The organism is Pedobacter sp. B4-66 (assembly GCF_018492665.1).
Taxonomy (GTDB): domain Bacteria; phylum Bacteroidota; class Bacteroidia; order Sphingobacteriales; family Sphingobacteriaceae; genus Pedobacter.
In genome coordinates, this window is sequence record NZ_JAFVME010000001.1 from 310,255 (window position 1) to 330,644 (window position 20,390).

The following is a 20,390-nucleotide window of genomic DNA, read 5'->3' on the forward strand; positions in this document are numbered from 1 at the left end:
CTTAAATTATTAAACCGTCTTTCATAGTAACTACCCTATCACTAATTTTTGCTAAACCCTCATTGTGCGTAACAATAACAAATGTCTGTTTAAAATTATCTCTTAGGGTAATAAAAAATTGATGTAATGCGCTAGCGTTTGCTGAGTCAAGATTGCCGGAAGGCTCATCAGCAAGAATAATTGCTGGATTATTTATTAATGCTCTCGCTACAGCAATACGCTGCTGTTCGCCACCCGACAACTCATTAGGCTTATGATCTGCCCTATCCTTTAAACCTAAAAGATCTAAAAGCTCTGTTGCCCTTGATATTGCTTGCTTTGTTGGCACCTTAGCTATAAATGCAGGTATGCAAATATTCTCTAAAGCGGTAAACTCAGGTAAAAGATGATGAAACTGGAAAACGAAGCCTATATTTTTATTTCTAAAAACACTTAATAACTCGCCCGATAGTTTATTGACTTTAGATCCATTAAGTTCAACTGTACCCTCATCAGGTTTATCTAATGTACCTAATATATGAAGCAAAGTACTTTTACCAGCCCCTGAAGCGCCTATAATACTTACAATCTCACCTTTTTGAACCTCAAAATCTACCCCTTTTAAAATGGGTAAGTTCCCATACGCTTTTTTTATCCCTGTGGCTTTTAGCATAAATGCAAACTTACTGTTTTTAAAACCAATCTGAAATTGTAGATTTGGACAAATTTTTTCAGCAAATGAATATCCACGAATATCAAGGTAAAGAAATACTTAAAAGTTTTGGTGTTGCCGTACAAGAAGGCATAGTTGCCGACACGGTTGAGCAGGCTGTAGAAGCTGCTAAAAAAATGAAAACCGACTATAACTCTGACTGGGTTGTAATTAAGGCTCAGATTCACGCAGGTGGAAGAGGTAAAGGTGGTGGTGTTAAACTAGCCAAAAACCTTGATGAGGTTAAAGAAAGAGCTACCGCTATTTTGGGTATGCAATTAGTAACCCCACAAACAGGTCCTGAAGGTAAAAAGGTTAATAAAATTCTTGTTGCACAAGATGTTTATTATCCTGGAGCTTCTGAAACTAAAGAGTTTTATGTGAGTGTTCTTTTAAACCGTGCAAACGGAAGAAACATCATTATGTATTCTACTGAAGGTGGAATGGATATCGAAGAAGTTGCTGAGCATACACCACACTTAATCTTCAAAGAAGAAATTGATCCTAAAGTTGGTTTACAAGGATTTCAAGCTCGTAAAATAGCTTTCAACCTTGGCCTAAGCGGTCAAGCTTTCAAAGAGATGGTGAAATTCGTTTCTGCACTTTACAAAGCTTACGACAATACTGATTCTGCAATGTTCGAGATCAATCCTGTTCTTAAAACATCTGACGATAAAATCATTGCAGTTGATGCTAAAGTAGATTTAGATGAGAATGCATTATTCCGTCATCCTGACTACGCTGCAATGCGTGATAAATTAGAAGAAGATCCTACTGATGTTGAAGCAAGTGAATCAAACCTTAACTATGTTAAACTTGACGGAAACGTAGGTTGCATGGTTAACGGAGCTGGTTTGGCAATGGCAACTATGGATATTATCAAAATCGCAGGTGGAGAACCAGCTAACTTCTTAGACGTTGGTGGAACTGCAAATGCACAAACAGTTAAAGCCGGCTTTAACATTATCCTTAAGGACCCTAATGTAAAAGCAATTTTAATTAACATTTTTGGTGGTATTGTTCGTTGTGACCGTGTTGCTCAGGGTGTTATTGATGCTTATAAAGAAATTGGAGATGTTCCAGTTCCTATCATTTGCCGTCTTCAAGGTACAAACGCTGTCGAAGCTAAGAAATTGATAGATGACTCAGGATTGAAAGTTTTCTCTGCTATCGCGTTAAAAGATGCAGCTGATTTAGTTACTAAAGTATTAGCGTAAGCTAACAGCTATTCAAAATAAATCTTTATTAAAGATTAAAGCCAATTGTTAACTCAATTGGCTTTTTTTATTTACAAAAAAATTAAACAGAGCTCATTTCTGTTTAAAAACAAATTAAATATCACTTTTAAAATAAGAAGAGGCATACAACCATCCAGTTGTATGCCTCTCTAACCAAATATAAATTAAACGAGCATTACAAATATAGAGTTTTAAATTAAAAAACAATACTAAATTCAAATATTTAGCCATAAAAATCAAAAAATAACACAAAAACTAAATACAAAACCAATAAAACAACAAAAATACACACAAAAACTACATTAAAAACAAAATTAAATACCACAAAAACAAAAAATACACAAACAAAACAACTAAAACACAAAAAACAAACACATAAAAACACAATAACACCTATTAAAAACAAAGAAAACACCAATAAATAACACATAAAATCAATAATCACTAAAAATTCATCTAAAATACAACTACAACCTATTTAATTCTTCTCTAAAATATTCCCTCCCATTTATTAAAGGAAATCCTTATTTTTGACGCTCTCCACAAGAAAATCATGATTAAAAGAGAAAAAGTAAAAAGTTTGTTAAGCACAAACGAATTCGACAGAGAAGTTACAGTTATGGGATGGGTGCGAACATTTCGCAACAACCAGTTTATTGCAATAAATGATGGCTCCTGCCTTGGGAACATCCAAATCGTAGTTGATTTTAATAATACTCCCGAAGAACTTTTAAAACGTATTACTACAGGAGCTGCAATTTCTGTTAAAGGAACAATTGTAGAATCATTAGGAAAAGGTCAGAGAGTAGATATTAAAGCAGAAACTATCGAAATACTAGGCGATAGCGATCCTGAAAAATTCCCTCTTCAACCTAAAAAACATAGCTTGGAGTTTCTACGTGAAATCGCTCACTTGCGTTTCCGTACCAATACTTTCAATGCTGTATTTAAATTACGTCATGCATTAGCTTTTGCTATCCATCAATTCTATAACGAAAGAGGCTTTGTATACATGCACACTCCTGTTATTACTGCTTCAGATGCAGAAGGAGCAGGTGAAATGTTTAAAGTAACCACCCTTGATTTCGATAATACCCCTCGCACTGAGGATGGCAAAGTAGATTTCTCGCAGGATTTCTTTGCACGCGCAACTAACTTAACCGTTTCTGGTCAGCTAGAAGGTGAGCTTGCAGCAATGGCATTTGGACAGATCTATACATTCGGCCCTACTTTTAGAGCAGAAAATTCAAATACAACGCGTCACCTTGCTGAATTTTGGATGGTTGAACCTGAGGTTGCTTTTGCAGATCTTGATGACAACATGCAACTTGCAGAAGACATGTTAAAATATGTGATCAGCTATGCGCTTGAGCATTGCAAAGAAGAGATTGATTTCTTAAACAATCGTTTACTTGAAGAAGAGAAAACAAAACCTCAGAATGAGCGTAGTGAGCTATCTTTAATAGAAAAACTAAACTTCTGCTTAAACAATGATTTTGAGCGCTTAACATACACAGAAGCTATCGCAATCTTAAAGTCTTCTAAACCAAATCAGAAAAAGCAGTTTAAATACCTTATTGATGAATGGGGAGCAGATTTACAGTCAGAGCACGAACGTTTCCTTGTTGAAAAGCACTTTAAAAAACCTGTTATCTTAACAGATTATCCTGCTGACATCAAATCGTTCTACATGCGTCAAAATGAACCTGATGCACAAGGCAGAAAAACAGTTGCTGCTATGGATATCTTGTTCCCGGGGATTGGTGAAATAATTGGTGGTTCTCAAAGAGAAGAACGTCTTGACAGATTAACCCAAAGAATGGAAGATCTTGACATTCCTCAAGATGAAATGTGGTGGTACCTGGATACCAGACGTTTTGGATCGGCACCTCACTCAGGCTTTGGATTAGGCTTTGAACGATTGATATTATTTGTAAGCGGAATGACAAACATCAGAGATGTAATTGCCTTCCCTCGTTTCCCTAAAAACGCAGAGTTTTAACGAACTCATGAAAATAGCATAAAAAGAGGTGTATCAATCAGATTGATACACCTCTTTTTATTTGTACGCTACCTATTCTGATTTTGATTTAAATCATCAGCAAACGAGTTTGCATGTGTATAATCAACCAACGAAACCTTATAATCAGAAGGCACAAAACTCGTAGATACGCTCAATGCCATTCCCAGTTCAAATCTTATAGGATAAGGCGACTGCAATAAACTTCCTTCAGGAATATAAGGAAAACTCTCCATATACGACTGCATTACATTCGGTGCAATCCTTCTATTGATATAAGCTCTAGTCAATTGATGCGGGTGATGTAAACCTGCAGCACCAAGTAATTCCACAGCACTACCAACTGTAAGCTTATGGAAGTTATGCACTCTTACCGTTTTATCCTCTACTACAAGACCTTTCATTAAACTTGGGTCCTGTGTTGCTACACCAGTCGGACAAGTGTTGCTATTGCACTCTAAAGCCTGTATACAACCCAATGCAAACATCATTCCCCTGGCCGAGTTACATAAATCAGCACCAAGCGCAATATTCTTTACCAAATCAAAGCCTGAAGCTACTTTACCAGATGCAATAATCTTGATGTGCTTCTTCAAATTAAAGCCAACCAAAACATCATAAACAAAGGCAACCGCTTCTCTCAATGGCATACCAACTGCATTAGAAAACTCTTGTGGCGAAGCTCCTGTACCGCCCTCTCCCCCATCAACAGTAATAAAATCCACATATGTATTTGTTTCCACCATTGCTTTACAAATGGCAAAAAACTCGCTTCTTCTTCCAATACACAACTTAATACCCACGGGCTTACCACCAGAAAGCTCTCTTAGTTTTTTTACAAAACCAACTAACTCTAATGGCGTTTTAAAAGCAGCATGAGCTGGTGGAGAAATCACATCGAATCCCTCTTTTACAAGCCTTATTCTTGCAATTTCGGGAGTAACCTTTTTGGCGGGTAATATACCTCCGTGCCCAGGCTTAGCTCCTTGAGATAGTTTTATCTCAATCATTTTCACCTGATCTGTACTTGCTCGCTCAGAAAACGCTTCATAATTAAACGTACCATCGTGATGACGACAACCAAAATAACCTGTTCCAATTTGCCAGATTAAATCCCCACCCGGATTAGCATGATAATCACTTATACCACCTTCACCTGTGTTATGTGCAAAATTACCCAATTTAGCTCCACCATTTAAGGCCAGAATCGCATTCTGACTTAATGAGCCAAAGCTCATTGCAGATATATTATAAATACTCGCAGAATATGGTTTTAAGCAATCAGGCCCACCCACAAGCACACGAGGATCTTCATTCAATTCGGTATGGCTAATTGCAGAAATACTGTGACTTAACCACTCATAACCATTTTCATATACATCTAACTGAGTACCAAATGGAATAGTGTCATTTTCTCTTTTTGCACGCTGATAAATTAATGAGCGACTAAGTCTGCTAAACGGTTTACCATTGGTATCACTCTCCACAAAATACTGATATACTTTAGGTCTTAAATCTTCCATAAAATACCTCAACCTACCTACCACCGGATAGTTCCTAACTATACTGTGTTTTGGCTGATACAAATCATAAATACCCAACAAAACAATTGGTCCGGTAAAAATGAACAACCACCATAAAGGCGGATAAGTAAGGCCCAACATTACAGTAAGTGCCACTAAAAACGCTGCAATTGCGACAAATGCTTTTCTCATATTCCTTAATTTAATAAAAACATGCCAATAGAACAATTATAATCTGATTTCGGATCAATATTTTGTAAATTTACATATGCTTATTAAAATCTATCCTGAAAACCCAAATCCCAAGGCGATTGAGCAAGTTGTTGAAGTATTGAAAAAGGGAGGTATAATTATCTATCCAACTGATACCGTTTATGGGATGGGTTGTGATATTACAAATCATAAAGCCATTGAGAAAATTTGTCGGTTAAGAGGCATCAAACCCGAAAAGGCCAATTTCTCTTTTATCTGCTCAGATTTAAGGCATATCTCTGATTACATCAAACCTATTGACACCACAACATTCAGGGTATTAAAAAAGGCATTACCAGGACCGTTTACATTTATTTTTAATGCAAACGGAAATGTTCCAAAGCTTTTAAGCTCCAATAAAAAAACTGTTGGTATAAGGGTGCCCGACAATGACATTGCGCGGGAAATTGTTTTACAACTTGGAAACCCAATTCTCTCTACATCTATCTATGATGATGACGAGGTAATAGAATACTCAACAGATCCGGAATTGATCCACGAAAAGTATGAAGATACTGTAGACATCGTAATTGATGGTGGATATGGAGACAACGAACCCTCAACAGTTGTAGACTGTACATCGGGAGATTTTGAAATAATCCGTCAAGGAAAAGGAAACCTGGAAACCCACTTATAATGGCTAAACTAATAAACCTACAAGCATTCAAAGACTTTTTACGTTCAGGGCAAATTGGAGGCATACTACTCATGGTATGTGTTGCAGTCTCACTATTCATTGCAAATTCAAGCTATAAGGATGCCTTTTCATCCTTTTTGGCTACAGATTTCGGTTTTACATTTGGCTCCGGCTCTTATGTTTTTAGTGTTTCAGCATGGATAAATGATGCCTTAATGGCCGTATTTTTCCTTTTGGTAGGTTTAGAAATTAAAAGGGAGCTTGTAGAAGGCGAATTGTCATCTATTAAAAAAGCTTCATTACCTGTGGTTGCTGCCCTTGGAGGTATGCTTGTACCTGCGTTTATTTATTTCATTTTAAATAAAGATACCACTACTGCATCTGGATGGGGAATCCCGATGGCTACAGATATCGCCTTTGCACTAGCCATCATATCTATGTTGGGCAAAAGTGTTCCTGCATCTTTAAAGATATTTCTTGCGGCATTAGCTATAGTCGATGACTTGGGCGCTATACTGGTTATCGCTGTGTTTTACACCAATGAAGTACATTTTGAGTACTTGTTAATGGCAGGTGGTGTACTTGCCCTATTGCTTGTATTTAACTTTTTCAACATTAAACCGCTATTTTTTTACCTGATACCCGGAGTGTTTTTATGGTATTTCATCCACCATTCGGGTATACACGCTACAATTGCCGGAGTACTGCTTGCCCTTACCATTCCAACCAATTCACTCAGTACCGAATCGCCATTAGAAAAACTAGAGCATCTATTAAACGGGCCTGTAAACTATTTTATCATGCCAATATTTGCGCTAGCAAATACCAACATCACCTTTCAAAAAGAGATGCTTGGCGGCTTGGTATCACCTTTGGGATTAGGCATTGTAACCGGACTCTTTGTAGGTAAAACAGTAGGTGTTACTGTATTCTCCTGGATAGCAGTAAAACTGAAGCTCGGGACACTCCCTTCACAATCCGGCTGGAAACACATCATTGGCTTAGGTATGTTGGCAGGTATAGGATTTACCATGTCAATATTTATTTCACTGCTTTCATTTAACGATGAAATGCATGTAACCGAAGCAAAATTTGCCATTCTTTGTGCTTCGGTTATTGCAGGATTAGTTGGTTTTGTTTTCCTAAAATCTATTAAAAAAAAAGCACCGGTTACAGCGTAAATTCTTTCATGAACTGTTTAACACTGCCCTGAACATCATCGGCAGATAAACTTTTCACAAAGGCAGTACCTATAATTGCACCATTGGCATATTTACAGGCTTTATCGAAGGTTTCTTTACTACTAATACCAAAACCTATCATCGTTGGGTTGTTAAGTTTCATCGAAGCAATTCTAGCAAAATACGCTTCTGTAGTATCAGATACCTGCAGGTTCTTTCCTGTGGTTGCTGATGATGATATCAAGTAAACAAAACCATTGCTTAAGCCATCAATTTTACGGATTCTCTCTTCCGAAGTTTGAGGAGTAACTAAAAATATATTACTCAAATCGTATTTAGCAAACACAGGTGCGTAAAGTTCCTCATACTCAACCATAGGAAGATCCGGAACGATGCAACCATCAACACCAATCTCTGCACAAGCTTTACAAAAATTCTCTACACCAAACTGAAGCATTGGATTTACATAACCCATTAATAAAACCGGGATACTTACTGTTTTACGCAAGTCTTTAAGCTGTGCAAACAGCGTTTTCAAATCCATACCCTTATCTAGCGCCTGCTTACTGCTAGCCTGAATAACCGGCCCATCAGCAACAGGATCAGAATACGGGAAACCTATTTCTAATAAATCAGCACCTGAGCGTTCTAACTCTTCGGCAATTGCCACTGTATCTCCTAAATTGGGATAACCGGCTGTATAATAAATTGATAATATATCTTTCTTTTCCTGAAATAACTTTTTAATTCTATTCATTTCTTATAATCCAAAATATTTCATGTAAGTATCCATATCCTTGTCACCGCGGCCTGATAAGCAAACCACTACATTCTCTCCACCTTTAAAGTTCATTTTTTCTAAATAAGCCAATGCATGCGCACTTTCTATAGCAGGGATAATACCTTCCATTTGAGTAAGCAACAAACCAGCCTGTAAAGACTCATCGTCGGTTATAGAAACATACTCACCCCGACCAGTTTTAAACAAATGTGCATGCTGAGGACCAATGCCCGGATAATCTAATCCTGCTGATACTGAATGCGGTTCAACAACCTGTCCATCTTCAGTTTGCATCAAAATACTTCTGCTACCATGCAGAACACCTTCTTTACCTAATGCAGTTGTAGCTGCCGAAAAACCACTATCAACACCTCTACCGCCTGCTTCAATAGCAATAAGCTTAACTTTTTCATCATCTATAAAATGATAAAACATACCCATTGCATTACTTCCACCACCAACACAAGCCAATACATAATCTGGCTGATCGTTGCCCGTTTGCTCTATAAGTTGCTTTTTAGTCTCTTCAGAAATGATAGATTGAAAAGTAGCAACCATATCAGGGTAAGGATGCGGACCAACAACAGAACCTATAATGTAATGTGTATCAACAGGGTTATTAATCCAGTCTCGCATCGCCTCATTGGTAGCATCTTTTAACGTTTTACTTCCAGAAGTTGCAGGCACAACTGTAGCGCCCAACATTTTCATTCTGGCAACGTTAGGTGCCTGACGCTGAATATCAATCTCTCCCATGTAAACCACACATTCCAATCCACGTAATGCACAAACTGTAGCGGTAGCCACACCATGCTGTCCAGCTCCGGTTTCAGCAATAATACGTTTCTTACCTAAGCGTTCTGCCAGTAATATCTGGCCGATGGTATTGTTAATCTTATGTGCACCTGTATGATTAAGATCCTCACGTTTCAGAAAAATATTAGCGTTGTATTTTTGTGATAAGCGTTTAGCTAAATACAATGGCGAAGGCCTGCCAACATAATCCTTAAGTAACTGATGAAATTCCTTTTGAAAATCTTCATCATCAATTATTTTAAGATAATTCTGTCGTAGTTCTTCTACATTTGGATAAAGCATTTCCGGAATATAAGCTCCGCCAAAATCTCCGTAGTATCCTTTTTCATTTACAAAATAGTTCATAGTCTTGTTCTTAAGTCCTTTATTGAGCAAACTCAATAGGACAACATATTTTTAAAGTCAATCAATTTATCTATATCCTTTAGCCCAGGCTCCAATTCAAATTTACTATTGATGTCTACGGCATAAAAACGTGTATCTTTTATTCTATTGATCTCATCGATACTTTCCAGATCAATGCCCCCGCTTAAGAAATAAGGTTTATCCAATACATATTTCTTAAGCAAATCCCAGTTAAAAGTTCTTCCTGAACCACCATGATCGGGAGTTTGAGTATCAAACAAGAAGTAATCAACCGAATCTGAGTATGCTTCCAACTTATCGAAATCAAATTGTTCATCAACTCCGAAGGCCTTTATTACCTCAACATCCATCAAAGCCTTTAGCTCTGCACAGTAACTAGCAGGCTCACTTCCATGTAATTGAACCGCATGTAATCCATATTCCAGAACCCGTTCAACTACTGTTCTAAGTTCTTCATCTACAAACACACCGGTTCTTTTGATATTAGATGGCAGACTCTTAACAAAATGTGCTGAAAGATCTGCAACATATCTTTTCGAGCCTTTATAGAAAATAAATCCCATATAATCAGGCTGCAAGTCAGCCACCATTTCAATGTTTGATGGCACCTTCATTCCGCATACTTTCAGTCTTTTGTCCATTACCTTGCTATTAAGTTTTTAAAACTGTTCAGTGCACTTTTGCTCATTAAAGAAGCTTCTGCTTCATAAAAACAATCAGCAAAAGATTTAGTGTTATCTATTGTTTGAATAGCCAATGCAGCGTTGCAAAGCACAACATTTCTCTGCGCATCAGTACATTCATCATTAAGTACATTCATAAAAATCTTTGCCGATGATTCAACTGTATCACCACCTTTAATCTCCTGCTCATCAATCTGCGCAAAGCCAAGTTCCGCAACAGTTACCAGCGACTCTCCTTTTTTACTGAAAGTTTTAAAATCGCAACTTAAAGATACCTCATCAAAACCATCTACTGCATGCAGAATGGTATAGTTTTTATCTGTATCCTGATATAAATAAGCATATAACCTTGCCAGTTCCAAACTAAACACCCCAACAATTTGATTTTTCGGCTGCGCCGGATTAACCATTGGTCCAAGCATATTGAAGAAGGTTTTTACACCAAGTTCTTTACGTATTGGTGCAACAATTTTCATTGCCGGATTAAACAACGGCGCATGGATAAAGCAAATCCCTGCTGAATCTAAGCTACGTTTTAAAACATCCTGATCGTTGGTAAATGTATACCCTAAATACTCCATCACATTCGAAGAACCGCAGCCCGACGAAACACCATAATTACCATGCTTAGCTACCTTATGACCAGCACCTGCAACTACAAAAGAAGCAAGGGTTGATATATTAAAAGTATCTTTCCCATCACCACCGGTTCCGCAAAGATCTACAAGTTCATAATCAGAAAAATCTAGCTTTACGCAAAGGTCAAGCATTGCATCACGAAAGCCCTGAAGCTCTGCCACAGTGATATTTCGCATACCATAAGCGGTAATAAATGCAGCAATTTGCGAAGTATTAAATTCGCCCATAGCAATCGAAGTAAGTATCCTTTGTGCCTCTGATCTGGTAAAGGTTTTGTTTTCGAATAAGTGGTTAAGTATTTTCTTCATGTTATTTACTCCCAAAAGGAGCCTTTTCAAAATGTCGTAAAACAAAAAAGGTTGCCTTAAGCAACCCTCAAAATATTTTTATATAAAATATAACGTTCAAAACGGGGTTACACTACGCATTTGCGTTGTGCCACCACCAGTTGTTAAGTCCGTTTGTTAGTATCATTAAAGCAAATATGGAATTGTTTTTGCAAAGCAGCAAATCTTTTATCAAAAAAAATAAAATTTATTACTCTTTGCAAGAGGGGTTTACTTAATTAAGGCGTTCTTTTCTTTGGTAAAATGATTAAAAACCAGTTTATCAGCCAATGCAGGCAATAATTTATTAATCCACACAGTTAGCTTGCCTTGCCCGGTCATTACTAAAGTCCGCTTTCTCGCAGCAATGCCATCCACTATTCGGGTAGCAACCTCTTCGGCCGACATCATTTTACCTTCTTCCATACTTGTTTCGCCATGCGAAGCACCATCTTTAGCCAAGGCCGTAACACGAATATTAGAAGCCGTAAAACCCGGACAAGCCACCATTACATGAACTCCCGTTTTAAGCAATTCTGTTCTTAATGATTCCATGAAACCGTTCATCGCAAACTTAGAAGCAGAATAACCGGTACGACCAGGCAAACCGCGGTAACCTGCAATAGAGGACACTCCTATTACACTACCCTGAGTTTCTAAAATCTCAGGCAATGCATACTTAGTGCAATAAACTGTACCCCAGAAATTCACATCCATCAGATTTTTCAATACAGATAAGTCCAGGTCATTAAACAAAGCACGCATAGATAAGCCCGCATTGTTAACTAGTATATCTATCTTATTGAAAGTAACTAAAGCATTTTTAATAAGGACTTCGCAATCCTCTTCTTTGCTTACATCTGCCTGCACGGCTATTGCTCTTATTCCATATCTGGTTTCCAGATCGGCTGTAATTTCACAAAGTGTAACATATTGTCTGGCACCTAAAACCAGGTTGGCACCTCTTTTTGCAAACTCTTCGGCACATGCTTTACCAATACCAGATGATGCACCCGTAATTATGACTACTTTATTCTTAAAATCCATTCTAATTATTTAATTAATGAGTTTTCATAAGGCACCCTGGTAATGATAGATCTTCCCAGCGTAATCTCATCAGCATACTCCAGCTCTCCGCCAAAGGCAATACCTCTGGCAATTGTGGTAATTGGTATTTGAAAATCTTTAAGTCGTTTGTATAAATAGAAGAGAGTAGTATCCCCTTCCATGGTAGCGCTAAGTGCCAATATCACCTCTTTTACAGGAGTTGTAGCCACGCGCTGCACTAACGAATCAATAAACAGATCGGATGGTCCTACTCCATCCATTGGCGAGATTAACCCACCAAGCACATGATAAACACCAAAATACTGCGAAGTATTTTCCACAGCCATTACATCCCTGGTATCTTCTACAACACAGATTACTTCCTTTTCACGCTTGTTCGAAGCGCAAATTTCACAAATCTGGTTATCAGAAATATTATGACAAATGCCGCAGTGCTTAATTTCTTTTCTAAGCCTTACAATTGCATTCCCAAAATGCTCCACTTCCTCCTGCTCTTTATTTAATAAATGCAGAACCAACCTTAAAGCCGTCTTTTGTCCAACGCCAGGTAACTTCGAAAATTCGTTAACGGCATCCTCAAGCAATTTAGAAGAAAAGTTCATCTTACAAACTTAGATAAATTGTGAATGTAAATTAATATTTATCTCTTGATATTTACTTTTTATAAGTAGAAACTCATGATGGTTTCTTACATTTAGAACCTTAACAAATCATAAAAAATGAGTCCAATAATACTTTTGTCTTTTCTGCTAGGTTACTTTACACTGCTAATTGGTGTCTCCTATTTTACTTCCCGAAACAACTCAGACAATGCTTCATTTTTTATAGCAAACAGAAATTCTAAATGGTATCTGGTGGCATTTGGAATGATTGGAACAGCCCTTTCCGGTGTTACTTTCATTTCCGTTCCCGGAGCCGTAGGCAAAAGCGAATTCGGCTATTTTCAGTTCATATTAGGTAACGCTGTCGGCTTCGTTATCATTGCAACTGTATTGCTGCCACTTTATTACAGATTAAACATCATTTCCATATACACCTATTTGGAGAGGCGTTTAGGCTTTTGGAGTTATAAAAGTGGCGCTGTTATCTTCTTAATTTCACGGACTATCGGCTCATCTTTCAGACTGTATCTTGTAGCCATTGTACTACAGAAATTCATATTTGACGCATGGAATGTACCCTTTTGGCTTACCATAGTAATTTGTCTGGCACTCATTTGGCTTTACACACATAAGGGAGGATTAAAAACAATCATCATTACCGATACACTTCAAACCGTATTCTTACTCCTATCAGTAGTACTATCCATCATTTTCATTTCCAGATCATTAAACTTAGATATCGCCGGAACTTTTGAAGCTGTAAAGAATAGCAGTTATTCAAAAATCTTCTTCTGGGAAGACTTTATGGGCAGTAAAACCCACTTTATAAAACAGTTCCTCGGAGGTATTTTTGTAACCATTGCCATGACGGGATTAGATCAGGATCTGATGCAAAAGAACCTGAGCATGAAAACCATAGGCGAGGCTCAAAAAAACATGTTCACCTTTACTGCTGTATTCATTATCATGAACATTTTCTTTTTAAGCGTAGGTGCGCTTTTGTACCTATTTGCAGCTAAAAATGGCATTGATGTAGCAGCATTAAAAACACCAGACCACCTATACCCCGAAATTGCTTTAAACTACCTTAACGTTATTCCGGGTATTATTTTTATGCTAGGTTTAACCGCCGCAACATTTGCGACAACAGATTCTGCATTAACAGCCTTAACAACCTCTTTTTGTGTAGATTTTTTACATTTCGATAAAAAAGCTGATCAAAACGACCCTAAACTCGTTACTCAAAGACACTACGTACATGTTGGTTTTTCGGCGCTAATGGTCGCCGTTATCATGGTTTTCAAACTAATTAACGACGATTCAGTTGTTAATGCCATATTTAAAGCAGCCGGCTATACCTATGGACCATTGGTAGGTTTATTCGGTTTTGGCATGCTAACCAAAAGAGCGGCAACAGATAAACTTGTACCTTACATCTGTATTCTTTCGCCAATACTATGCTATATAATAGATATAAACTCACTAAGCTGGTTTAGCTACGCCTTAGGCTTTGAGCTTATCATATTAAATGGCCTGATTACGTTTATACTACTTTGGATAACCGGGAAACAAGCGACAACCCAGACCAAATTTTAAATACTTTAATACCTATTAGAATGACAAGTGAAGAGAAAATAAGAAGCGCATTTGAAAACAAAGACTGGCAGGAAATAAAAGTTACTGACTCCTGGCAGATCTTTAAAATAATGGCCGAATTTGTTGACGGCTTTGAAAAACTGGCTAAAATAGGCCCTTGTGTAACCATTTTTGGTTCGGCAAGAACTGCTGAAACCAATAAGTATTACCAAATAGCTGTTGAGTGTGGCAAACTATTAACCGACCGAGGTTACGGTGTTGTTACAGGTGGTGGCCCCGGCATTATGGAAGCTGGAAATAAAGGCGCACATACAAACGGTGGTAAATCAGTCGGTTTAAACATTGAACTACCATTTGAGCAATTCCACAACAAATACATAGACCACAACAAACTGCTAGAATTTGATTACTTCTTTGTAAGAAAAGTAATGTTTATGAAGTACTCGCAAGGTTTTATCGTACTACCAGGCGGTATGGGTACTATGGATGAACTTTTTGAAGCAATCACCTTAATCCAAACAGGTAAAATTGCAAGGTTCCCTATTGTACTTGTCGGCAAAGATTACTGGAGCGGATTGGTAGATTGGATAACGAACACCATGCTAAACAAAGAGCACAACATTCATGCAGAAGATCTAAACCTATTCAGATTAGTTGATACTGCCGAAGAAGCTACTGAGCATATCTTCAGATTCTACGAGAAGTACGTATTGAAACCAAACTTCTAATCGAGCCTTTAAATAAGCTCTTAGGCCTTAACCTAAAATATCATAAATCTTTTCTGTTGGTCTTGCTATCACGGCAAGATCATCAGAAACTAGTATCGGACGTTCTATTAGAATCGGATTTTCAACCATCGCAACAATCCATTCTTCCTCAGAAAGAACCTTACCTTTATATTTTTCTTTATAAATAACTTCCGATTTACGGACAAGTTCATGAGCCGAAATCCCCAATTTACCAACAATAGCGCGCAATTCACCCGTCGTAGGAACTGCTTCCAGGTAATTAACTACTTCAAATTCCTTTCCACTTTCCTCTAAAACCGTCATTGCGCAGCGGCTTTTACTACATCTGTTATTATGATAAATCTTAATCATTTTCTCTTAACTAAATTTAAACTTTACTTCCTTCCCTTTTTCCCCCTTCTGTCCGGAGTTACATTCATTCCTCAAAAAAACAACTGTTGAGAGACGACATGCAAATATTTTGCCCTTCAGCAAAAGATTTGAGGAGGCGAGCAATGGTTGTTTTTTTTTTAGAAATGGCTAACTCCGCCAGATACCACCAACTTCATGGCATCCGCCGCACTCATATTCAACGGTTTAATCTTTTCGTTTTTAACAACATAAACCTGACCCGCAAAAGAATAAGAAAACGGGAAATAAACAATTGCTTCACCCGGAAGACCGATAGATTTAAGATCAGACTGCGTAAGAAACCCAATCCTTTTCAAATCCCCTTCAACCTCAACAAGTACAGGATGATTAAACTTCTTCTCATCACCAACAAAAGCTTCAGTAAGATCTTTAATAGAAGAATAGATAAATTTCACCACCGGAAGCCTATCTAAAGCCTTCTGAAACCAATTATACATTGGTTCAGTAACAAAGTTAGTTACAAAAATTCCGGCAACCAGAATAATCGAAACTACCAATGCCAAGCCTAATCCGGGAATATTTCGGCTGGCTCCCGTTCTGGGATCTACGCCAAGAATATTGTTTATATTTAACCAGCTGTCAACCGTAGTAACAGCCCAAATCACGATAAAAATACTTAGTGCAATAGGCAGCACAATCAACAACCCTTTAATCAGGTAATTTAACAACGCCCTACCAATTCTATTCATGCTGCAAACTTATGTAAAACTACTCATAAAAATACACTCGTTTTACCCTTTGAGATACATTTGTTAATATTTCATACGGTATAGTGTCAATTTGTTTTGCCAATTCGGCGATGGTAAGTTCACCGTTAAAAACAATCACCTCATCGCCAGTTTTCACGCCCAAACCAGTAACATCGAGCATACACATATCCATACATATTACACCTACGGTAGACACCAGATTGCCATTAATCAACATTTTACCCACACCATTGCCAAATTTGCGATTATAACCATCAGCATAACCAATTTTAACAGTAGCGATCATGCCTCCTTCAGGTAAAACACCACGGCGACTATAACCCACCGTTTCATTAGGTCTTATTGGTTTCACCTGAGTTACCGTAGTTTTTAAAACGGCAACAGTTTGCAGGCCTTTATTATGAGACAAGCCGCCATCAAAACCATACATTCCAATACCAAGCCTAACCATATCTAATTGAACTTCAGGGTGACGAGAAATCCCTGAAGTATTAGAAATATGTCTAATAAATGAATACCCAACCCCATCTTTAATTTGATCAGCAACAGCTGTAAACCTACTCAGCTGGTGCGCTGTAAATTCATCATGATCAGCACTATCACTCCCTACCAGATGAGAAAAAACAGAAACAACCTTTACCTTTTCGGTTTCCTTTAACTGTTGTAAAAGATCAGTTAGATCAGCCTCTTCAAAGCCCAATCTATGCATTCCCGTTTCAATTTTCAGGTGTATAGGGTAATTCTTTACATTTTCACTTAAGAAATCGATGAAACTTCTTAAAATATCAAGATTATATATTTCGGGTTCCAGCTTATGCTTTACTATGGCATCAAAAGCAGACGGCTCCGGACTCATTACCATAATAGGCATAGAAATACCGCCTTTTCTAAGCGCAACACCCTCATCTGTATAAGCTACCGCGAGGTAATCAACTTTATGGTACTGTAGCAGATTAGCGATTTCAAAACTACCGCTACCATAAGAAAAAGCTTTAACCATTGCCATTACCTTAACTCCGGGACGTAATTTATTCCTATAGAATTGCAGATTCCCTGCCAACGCATTTAAATCTATCTCCAGAACCGTATCATGTATCTTTTGGGTAATCAGCTTACTGATACGTGCAAACTCGAACCTACGAGCTCCTTTAACCAAAACTGTTTCACTACTAAAATGTAGCGATGGAAAGTTCTCTACAAAGGCCAATGTACTCTCAAAAAAAGAGGCTTCCATATCAAACAATTCTGCTGCTGCAGAAATATGCGGGCCAACCCCTATCAACCTATTCACGTTCTTTTGCTTAAGCAGAGCCGCTATTTCGGCATAAAGATCCTCATCATTTTTCCCTGTTTCATACAGATCAGAAAGGATAAGCGTCTTTTTAGGATGCTGGTTTTGCAGATTTAAAAAATCGAGCGCAATGGCTAGTGAAGAAATATCAGCACTGTAAGAATCATCTATAACGGAACACTGATTGATCCCATTTTTCAGTTCTAAGCGCATGCTCACTGACGTTAACTTTTCTAACAAAGCGTCAGTTTGCTGTGGATTGTACCCCAAAGCAAGCAAAGTGGCCCAGCAAATCACTCCATTTTCGAGAGATGCTCTATCACTAAATGGAATTAAGCATTCTATTTCATCGCCTTTAAACTTTGCTCTAATGTAATTTCTGCCATCAATTTGCTCTATAAATAAGATTTGCAGATCTGCCTTTTGTTTAAAACTCCATGAGAATTTTGACTTACCTGGTAAATCATTTAAACCGAGTCCTTCAGTATACTCAGGAGAATAAATAAACAGTTCTGAATTTTTAAAAAGCTTTAATTTTTCGAGCAGTTTTTCTTTAATAGATGAGAATCCTTCTGCATGTGCTTCGCCAATATTGGTTAAAACACCAACGGTTGGCTGTATAATTTCGGCAAGGCTATCCATCTCGCCGGATTTGGAAATTCCGGCTTCAAATATCCCCATGGTATGATCTGAATCGATTTGCCAAACAGAAAGCGGCACCCCTATTTGGGAATTAAAGCTTTTAGGACTGCGAACAATATTAAAATCGGCAGCAAGTAATTGATATAACCATTCTTTAACTATAGTTTTCCCGTTACTACCGGTAATTGCAAGCACTTTTAGGTCGTACTGTTCACGATTGTACTTCGCTAAAGTCTGAAGAGCGGCTAATACATCAGTAACCAACAAGATATTGGCATCAGGAAAGTTATTCAAATAGCTTTCATCGCTGATTACAAAATTCTTAATTCCATTTGCATAAGCATCTTTAAGGTACGCATGACCATTTCTTTTTGCATCTAAAGCAAAAAACAAAGATTCATCAGGATCTATTACACTCCTGCTATCAATTACCAATTTAGTAATTACGGCATTACTGTTTATGATGAAAGGTTTTGCAGTTAAAATAGCGGCAATAAGAGAGATGGAATAGTTGGCATTACTCATGACCCAAAATTAAACAATTTTCAGTACAGGACATAAAGTAAAACATTACACCATTGCTTTGTCAAAGTCCATAGTGAGTCCATGTCATGTCCATGTATTACTGCAAAAAGGCGGACTCAGCGTTGACTGACCGTCTGGTCAATGTGGAGTAATTCTACCCCACTTCATAAACCGAATTAAATGGCTATTAAATTGCACTCAAAAAAATGAAATTGAAATTTTCTAACTTTTAAAACTGAATATCGGTAAACCATTTTTTATAAATGGTTTGATAGGTTCCGTTCTCTTTTAAAAGGCTCAAAACTTCGTTAAACTGATCACGAAGCTGAGTATCGCCCTTTTTCATAGCGATTGCATATTGAGAATCTGTTTTTGGTAAATACATCCCCACCTTTAATTTCTTGTTTTTTTGCAAAAACCCACCTGCTATTGGCGAATCATCAATAAGTAAATCTATTTTTCCAGCTTGTAGTTTTCTATACAACTCTTTATTGGTTTCGGCATGCACCATATTGTTCCCCGGGAAGTTTACATGAACGTATCTTTCTGCTTCTGTTGCCTCTCTAATGCCAATTGTTTTATTTTTAAGGTCGTTAATATCTCTTAAATCACCATCGCTATTAACCACAGCACACAATCTGAAATGTAAATAAGGATTGCTGAATTCAAGGATATGTCTGCGTGAAGATGTAACGGTTACGGCTGAACATATCAAATCTAACTCCCCTTTAAACAGTTTTTCGAGAATGGTTGCCCACAATGAAACCTCATATTCTACCTCTATATCAAGATGTTCGGTGATGGCTTTCATTAAGTCGACTTCGAAACCTTCAAATTTTTCAGAATTATAATCTGAGTGCATAGGAAATGGAGCTGCAGAATCTAATCCGACTTTCAATACTTTTTTTGGTTCCATAAAAGGAGAGTTAACTAAATGACATCCGAACGTAGCTAAAATACGCCTTTAAAACAATAATTTAACAGAAAAACCATCGAAACAACGGAAATGTTTGAAAAACTCATCTCTTTTTATTCATTTACAGCGAATTAAAATCAATTAGGTTCAAATATTTGATAAAAAACAAAATCTGCATCTTGTTTTAAGATAAATCATACTTATGACAAGCACATTTAGTAATATTGCAAATGCTGGATTCATCAAAACAACAAACTGTAAAGTTAGATAAGAAGGCGGCTTTGGCAAAAGCTGAGCATTACTGTGCTTATCAGGAACGGTCTCAACAAGAAATTAGGAACAAACTTTATGAATGGGGATTGTGGAAAAACGAGGTTGAGGAAATCATTTCGGAACTGATACAAACTAACTTTTTAAACGAAGAGCGTTTTACGATGGCTTATGTTTCTGGAAAATTTAAGATGAAGAAATGGGGCAAGATGAAAATCAAACAAGGGCTTAAGCTAAAAGGTGTAACTGAAAAGATGATTTCGAACGCGCTAAAAACGATAGATTATGATGAATATCTAGAAACAATACTCATTTTAGCGAACAAAAAGTTACCTTCTATCAAAGAAAATGATGCTTACAAGAGGAAATATAAGCTTACTTCTTACTTAATGGGCAAAGGCTTTGAAAGCAATTTAATATCGGAAGTCCTAAACGCCAATGGCTTAGCTTAAGTTCA

Annotated in this window: 19 protein-coding genes; 7 read left to right on the forward strand and 12 right to left on the reverse strand. The window is 37.4% G+C overall.

The features are described 5' to 3' along the window. Position 1: 1 nt before the first annotated feature. Entirely contained in the window at positions 2–652 is a 651-nt protein-coding gene (locus J1905_RS01235) for an ABC transporter ATP-binding protein (RefSeq protein ID WP_214225345.1), read from the reverse strand. A 65-nt stretch (positions 653–717) separates the two neighbouring features. Between J1905_RS01235 and sucC the strand changes: the two genes are divergently transcribed. Together sucC and asnS are read left to right on the forward strand one after the other, a co-directional pair. After that, positions 718–1,908 carry an ADP-forming succinate--CoA ligase subunit beta gene (gene sucC / locus J1905_RS01240; RefSeq protein WP_214225347.1) on the forward strand — a complete coding sequence of 397 codons (1,191 nt, stop codon included), beginning with the start codon at positions 718–720 and terminating at the stop codon, positions 1,906–1,908. A gap of 574 nt (positions 1,909–2,482) precedes the next feature. Then, a complete protein-coding gene (gene asnS / locus J1905_RS01245; RefSeq protein ID WP_250317956.1) occupies positions 2,483–3,931 on the forward strand; it encodes an asparagine--tRNA ligase in 1,449 nt (482 codons plus the stop codon). Positions 3,932–3,999: 68 nt separating this feature from the next. Here the strand turns inward: asnS and J1905_RS01250 are convergent, their stop codons facing one another. Continuing rightward, the gene (locus J1905_RS01250) at positions 4,000–5,664 is read right to left on the reverse strand and encodes an FMN-binding glutamate synthase family protein (RefSeq protein WP_214225353.1); all 1,665 of its coding nucleotides are present in this window, start codon (positions 5,662–5,664) and stop codon (positions 4,000–4,002) included. 76 nt (positions 5,665–5,740) lie between these two features. On the opposite strand from J1905_RS01250, the gene J1905_RS01255 reads away from it, so the two are divergent. Both J1905_RS01255 and nhaA read left to right on the forward strand, forming a co-directional pair. Then, positions 5,741–6,361, forward strand: a complete 621-nt coding sequence (locus tag J1905_RS01255) for an L-threonylcarbamoyladenylate synthase (RefSeq protein WP_214225365.1) — start codon at positions 5,741–5,743, stop codon at positions 6,359–6,361. Next, complete coding sequence (gene nhaA / locus J1905_RS01260) at positions 6,361–7,542, forward strand: Na+/H+ antiporter NhaA (protein WP_214225367.1); 1,182 nt, start codon at positions 6,361–6,363, stop codon at positions 7,540–7,542. Before J1905_RS01255 ends, nhaA begins: the two co-directional genes overlap by 1 nt. Here the strand turns inward: nhaA and trpA are convergent. From trpA to recR, 6 genes are all read right to left on the reverse strand, one after another. Next, positions 7,532–8,299: a tryptophan synthase subunit alpha gene (gene trpA / locus J1905_RS01265; protein ID WP_214225369.1), complete on the reverse strand. Its 768-nt coding sequence runs from the start codon at positions 8,297–8,299 to the stop codon at positions 7,532–7,534. The genes nhaA and trpA overlap by 11 nt on opposite strands. A gap of 3 nt (positions 8,300–8,302) precedes the next feature. Beyond that, complete coding sequence (gene trpB, locus J1905_RS01270; protein WP_214225371.1) at positions 8,303–9,484, reverse strand: tryptophan synthase subunit beta; 1,182 nt, start codon at positions 9,482–9,484, stop codon at positions 8,303–8,305. Positions 9,485–9,516: 32 nt separating this feature from the next. After that, positions 9,517–10,146: a phosphoribosylanthranilate isomerase gene (locus J1905_RS01275; RefSeq protein ID WP_214225378.1), complete on the reverse strand. Its 630-nt coding sequence runs from the start codon at positions 10,144–10,146 to the stop codon at positions 9,517–9,519. Further along, complete coding sequence (gene trpD / locus J1905_RS01280) at positions 10,146–11,135, reverse strand: anthranilate phosphoribosyltransferase (protein ID WP_173093499.1); 990 nt, start codon at positions 11,133–11,135, stop codon at positions 10,146–10,148. Before trpD ends, J1905_RS01275 begins: the two co-directional genes overlap by 1 nt. A 249-nt stretch (positions 11,136–11,384) precedes the next feature. Continuing rightward, positions 11,385–12,200: an SDR family oxidoreductase gene (locus J1905_RS01285; protein WP_214225380.1), complete on the reverse strand. Its 816-nt coding sequence runs from the start codon at positions 12,198–12,200 to the stop codon at positions 11,385–11,387. A 5-nt stretch (positions 12,201–12,205) separates the two neighbouring features. Continuing rightward, on the reverse strand, positions 12,206–12,823 hold the full coding sequence (gene recR / locus J1905_RS01290) for a recombination mediator RecR (RefSeq protein ID WP_214225383.1): 618 nt from the start codon (positions 12,821–12,823) through the stop codon (positions 12,206–12,208). A gap of 117 nt (positions 12,824–12,940) precedes the next feature. Here recR and J1905_RS01295 point away from each other — a divergent pair, with 117 nt between their 5' ends. Together J1905_RS01295 and J1905_RS01300 are read left to right on the forward strand one after the other, a co-directional pair. Further along, positions 12,941–14,419, forward strand: a complete 1,479-nt coding sequence (locus tag J1905_RS01295; RefSeq protein ID WP_214225384.1) for a sodium:solute symporter — start codon at positions 12,941–12,943, stop codon at positions 14,417–14,419. 20 nt (positions 14,420–14,439) lie between these two features. Beyond that, entirely contained in the window at positions 14,440–15,147 is a 708-nt protein-coding gene (locus J1905_RS01300) for an LOG family protein (protein WP_108203682.1), read from the forward strand. Between the two features lie 27 nt (positions 15,148–15,174). On the opposite strand, the gene arsC is transcribed toward J1905_RS01300, so the two are convergent. The 4 genes from arsC to J1905_RS01320 all read right to left on the reverse strand — a co-directional run bounded on the left by arsC (position 15,175) and on the right by J1905_RS01320 (position 19,663). Then, positions 15,175–15,519, reverse strand: a complete 345-nt coding sequence (gene arsC / locus J1905_RS01305) for an arsenate reductase (glutaredoxin) (protein WP_214225385.1) — start codon at positions 15,517–15,519, stop codon at positions 15,175–15,177. Positions 15,520–15,677: 158 nt separating this feature from the next. Then, positions 15,678–16,268 (reverse strand): DUF502 domain-containing protein, encoded by a 591-nt coding sequence (locus J1905_RS01310; RefSeq protein WP_214225386.1) that lies wholly within the window; start codon positions 16,266–16,268, stop codon positions 15,678–15,680. A 19-nt stretch (positions 16,269–16,287) separates the two neighbouring features. Then, a complete protein-coding gene (locus tag J1905_RS01315; protein WP_214225387.1) occupies positions 16,288–18,747 on the reverse strand; it encodes a bifunctional UDP-N-acetylmuramoyl-tripeptide:D-alanyl-D-alanine ligase/alanine racemase in 2,460 nt (819 codons plus the stop codon). A 229-nt stretch (positions 18,748–18,976) separates the two neighbouring features. Continuing rightward, positions 18,977–19,663, reverse strand: a complete 687-nt coding sequence (locus J1905_RS01320) for a substrate-binding periplasmic protein (RefSeq protein WP_214225388.1) — start codon at positions 19,661–19,663, stop codon at positions 18,977–18,979. A 230-nt stretch (positions 19,664–19,893) separates the two neighbouring features. On the opposite strand from J1905_RS01320, the gene J1905_RS01325 reads away from it, so the two are divergent. Further along, a complete protein-coding gene (locus tag J1905_RS01325) occupies positions 19,894–20,385 on the forward strand; it encodes a regulatory protein RecX (protein WP_214225389.1) in 492 nt (163 codons plus the stop codon). Positions 20,386–20,390: the final 5 nt, after the last annotated feature.

Excerpts from the sequence above, each read along its gene's own strand:
- trpD (WP_173093499.1), bottom strand. The coding sequence starts at position 11,135 with ATGAAGAAAATACTTAACCACTTATTCGAAAACAAAACCTTTACCAGA.
- arsC (WP_214225385.1), bottom strand. The coding sequence starts at position 15,519 with ATGATTAAGATTTATCATAATAACAGATGTAGTAAAAGCCGCTGCGCA.
- asnS (WP_250317956.1), top strand. The coding sequence starts at position 2,483 with ATGATTAAAAGAGAAAAAGTAAAAAGTTTGTTAAGCACAAACGAATTC.
- J1905_RS01235 (WP_214225345.1), bottom strand. The coding sequence starts at position 652 with ATGCTAAAAGCCACAGGGATAAAAAAAGCGTATGGGAACTTACCCATT.
- J1905_RS01325 (WP_214225389.1), top strand. The coding sequence starts at position 19,894 with ATGCTGGATTCATCAAAACAACAAACTGTAAAGTTAGATAAGAAGGCG.
- J1905_RS01300 (WP_108203682.1), top strand. The coding sequence starts at position 14,440 with ATGACAAGTGAAGAGAAAATAAGAAGCGCATTTGAAAACAAAGACTGG.
- J1905_RS01310 (WP_214225386.1), bottom strand. The coding sequence starts at position 16,268 with ATGAATAGAATTGGTAGGGCGTTGTTAAATTACCTGATTAAAGGGTTG.
- J1905_RS01295 (WP_214225384.1), top strand. The coding sequence starts at position 12,941 with ATGAGTCCAATAATACTTTTGTCTTTTCTGCTAGGTTACTTTACACTG.
- J1905_RS01255 (WP_214225365.1), top strand. The coding sequence starts at position 5,741 with ATGCTTATTAAAATCTATCCTGAAAACCCAAATCCCAAGGCGATTGAG.
- sucC (WP_214225347.1), top strand. The coding sequence starts at position 718 with ATGAATATCCACGAATATCAAGGTAAAGAAATACTTAAAAGTTTTGGT.
- recR (WP_214225383.1), bottom strand. The coding sequence starts at position 12,823 with ATGAACTTTTCTTCTAAATTGCTTGAGGATGCCGTTAACGAATTTTCG.
- trpB (WP_214225371.1), bottom strand. The coding sequence starts at position 9,484 with ATGAACTATTTTGTAAATGAAAAAGGATACTACGGAGATTTTGGCGGA.
- J1905_RS01285 (WP_214225380.1), bottom strand. The coding sequence starts at position 12,200 with ATGGATTTTAAGAATAAAGTAGTCATAATTACGGGTGCATCATCTGGT.
- J1905_RS01315 (WP_214225387.1), bottom strand. The coding sequence starts at position 18,747 with ATGAGTAATGCCAACTATTCCATCTCTCTTATTGCCGCTATTTTAACT.
- J1905_RS01275 (WP_214225378.1), bottom strand. The coding sequence starts at position 10,146 with ATGGACAAAAGACTGAAAGTATGCGGAATGAAGGTGCCATCAAACATT.
- J1905_RS01320 (WP_214225388.1), bottom strand. The coding sequence starts at position 19,663 with ATGGAACCAAAAAAAGTATTGAAAGTCGGATTAGATTCTGCAGCTCCA.
- trpA (WP_214225369.1), bottom strand. The coding sequence starts at position 8,299 with ATGAATAGAATTAAAAAGTTATTTCAGGAAAAGAAAGATATATTATCA.
- nhaA (WP_214225367.1), top strand. The coding sequence starts at position 6,361 with ATGGCTAAACTAATAAACCTACAAGCATTCAAAGACTTTTTACGTTCA.
- J1905_RS01250 (WP_214225353.1), bottom strand. The coding sequence starts at position 5,664 with ATGAGAAAAGCATTTGTCGCAATTGCAGCGTTTTTAGTGGCACTTACT.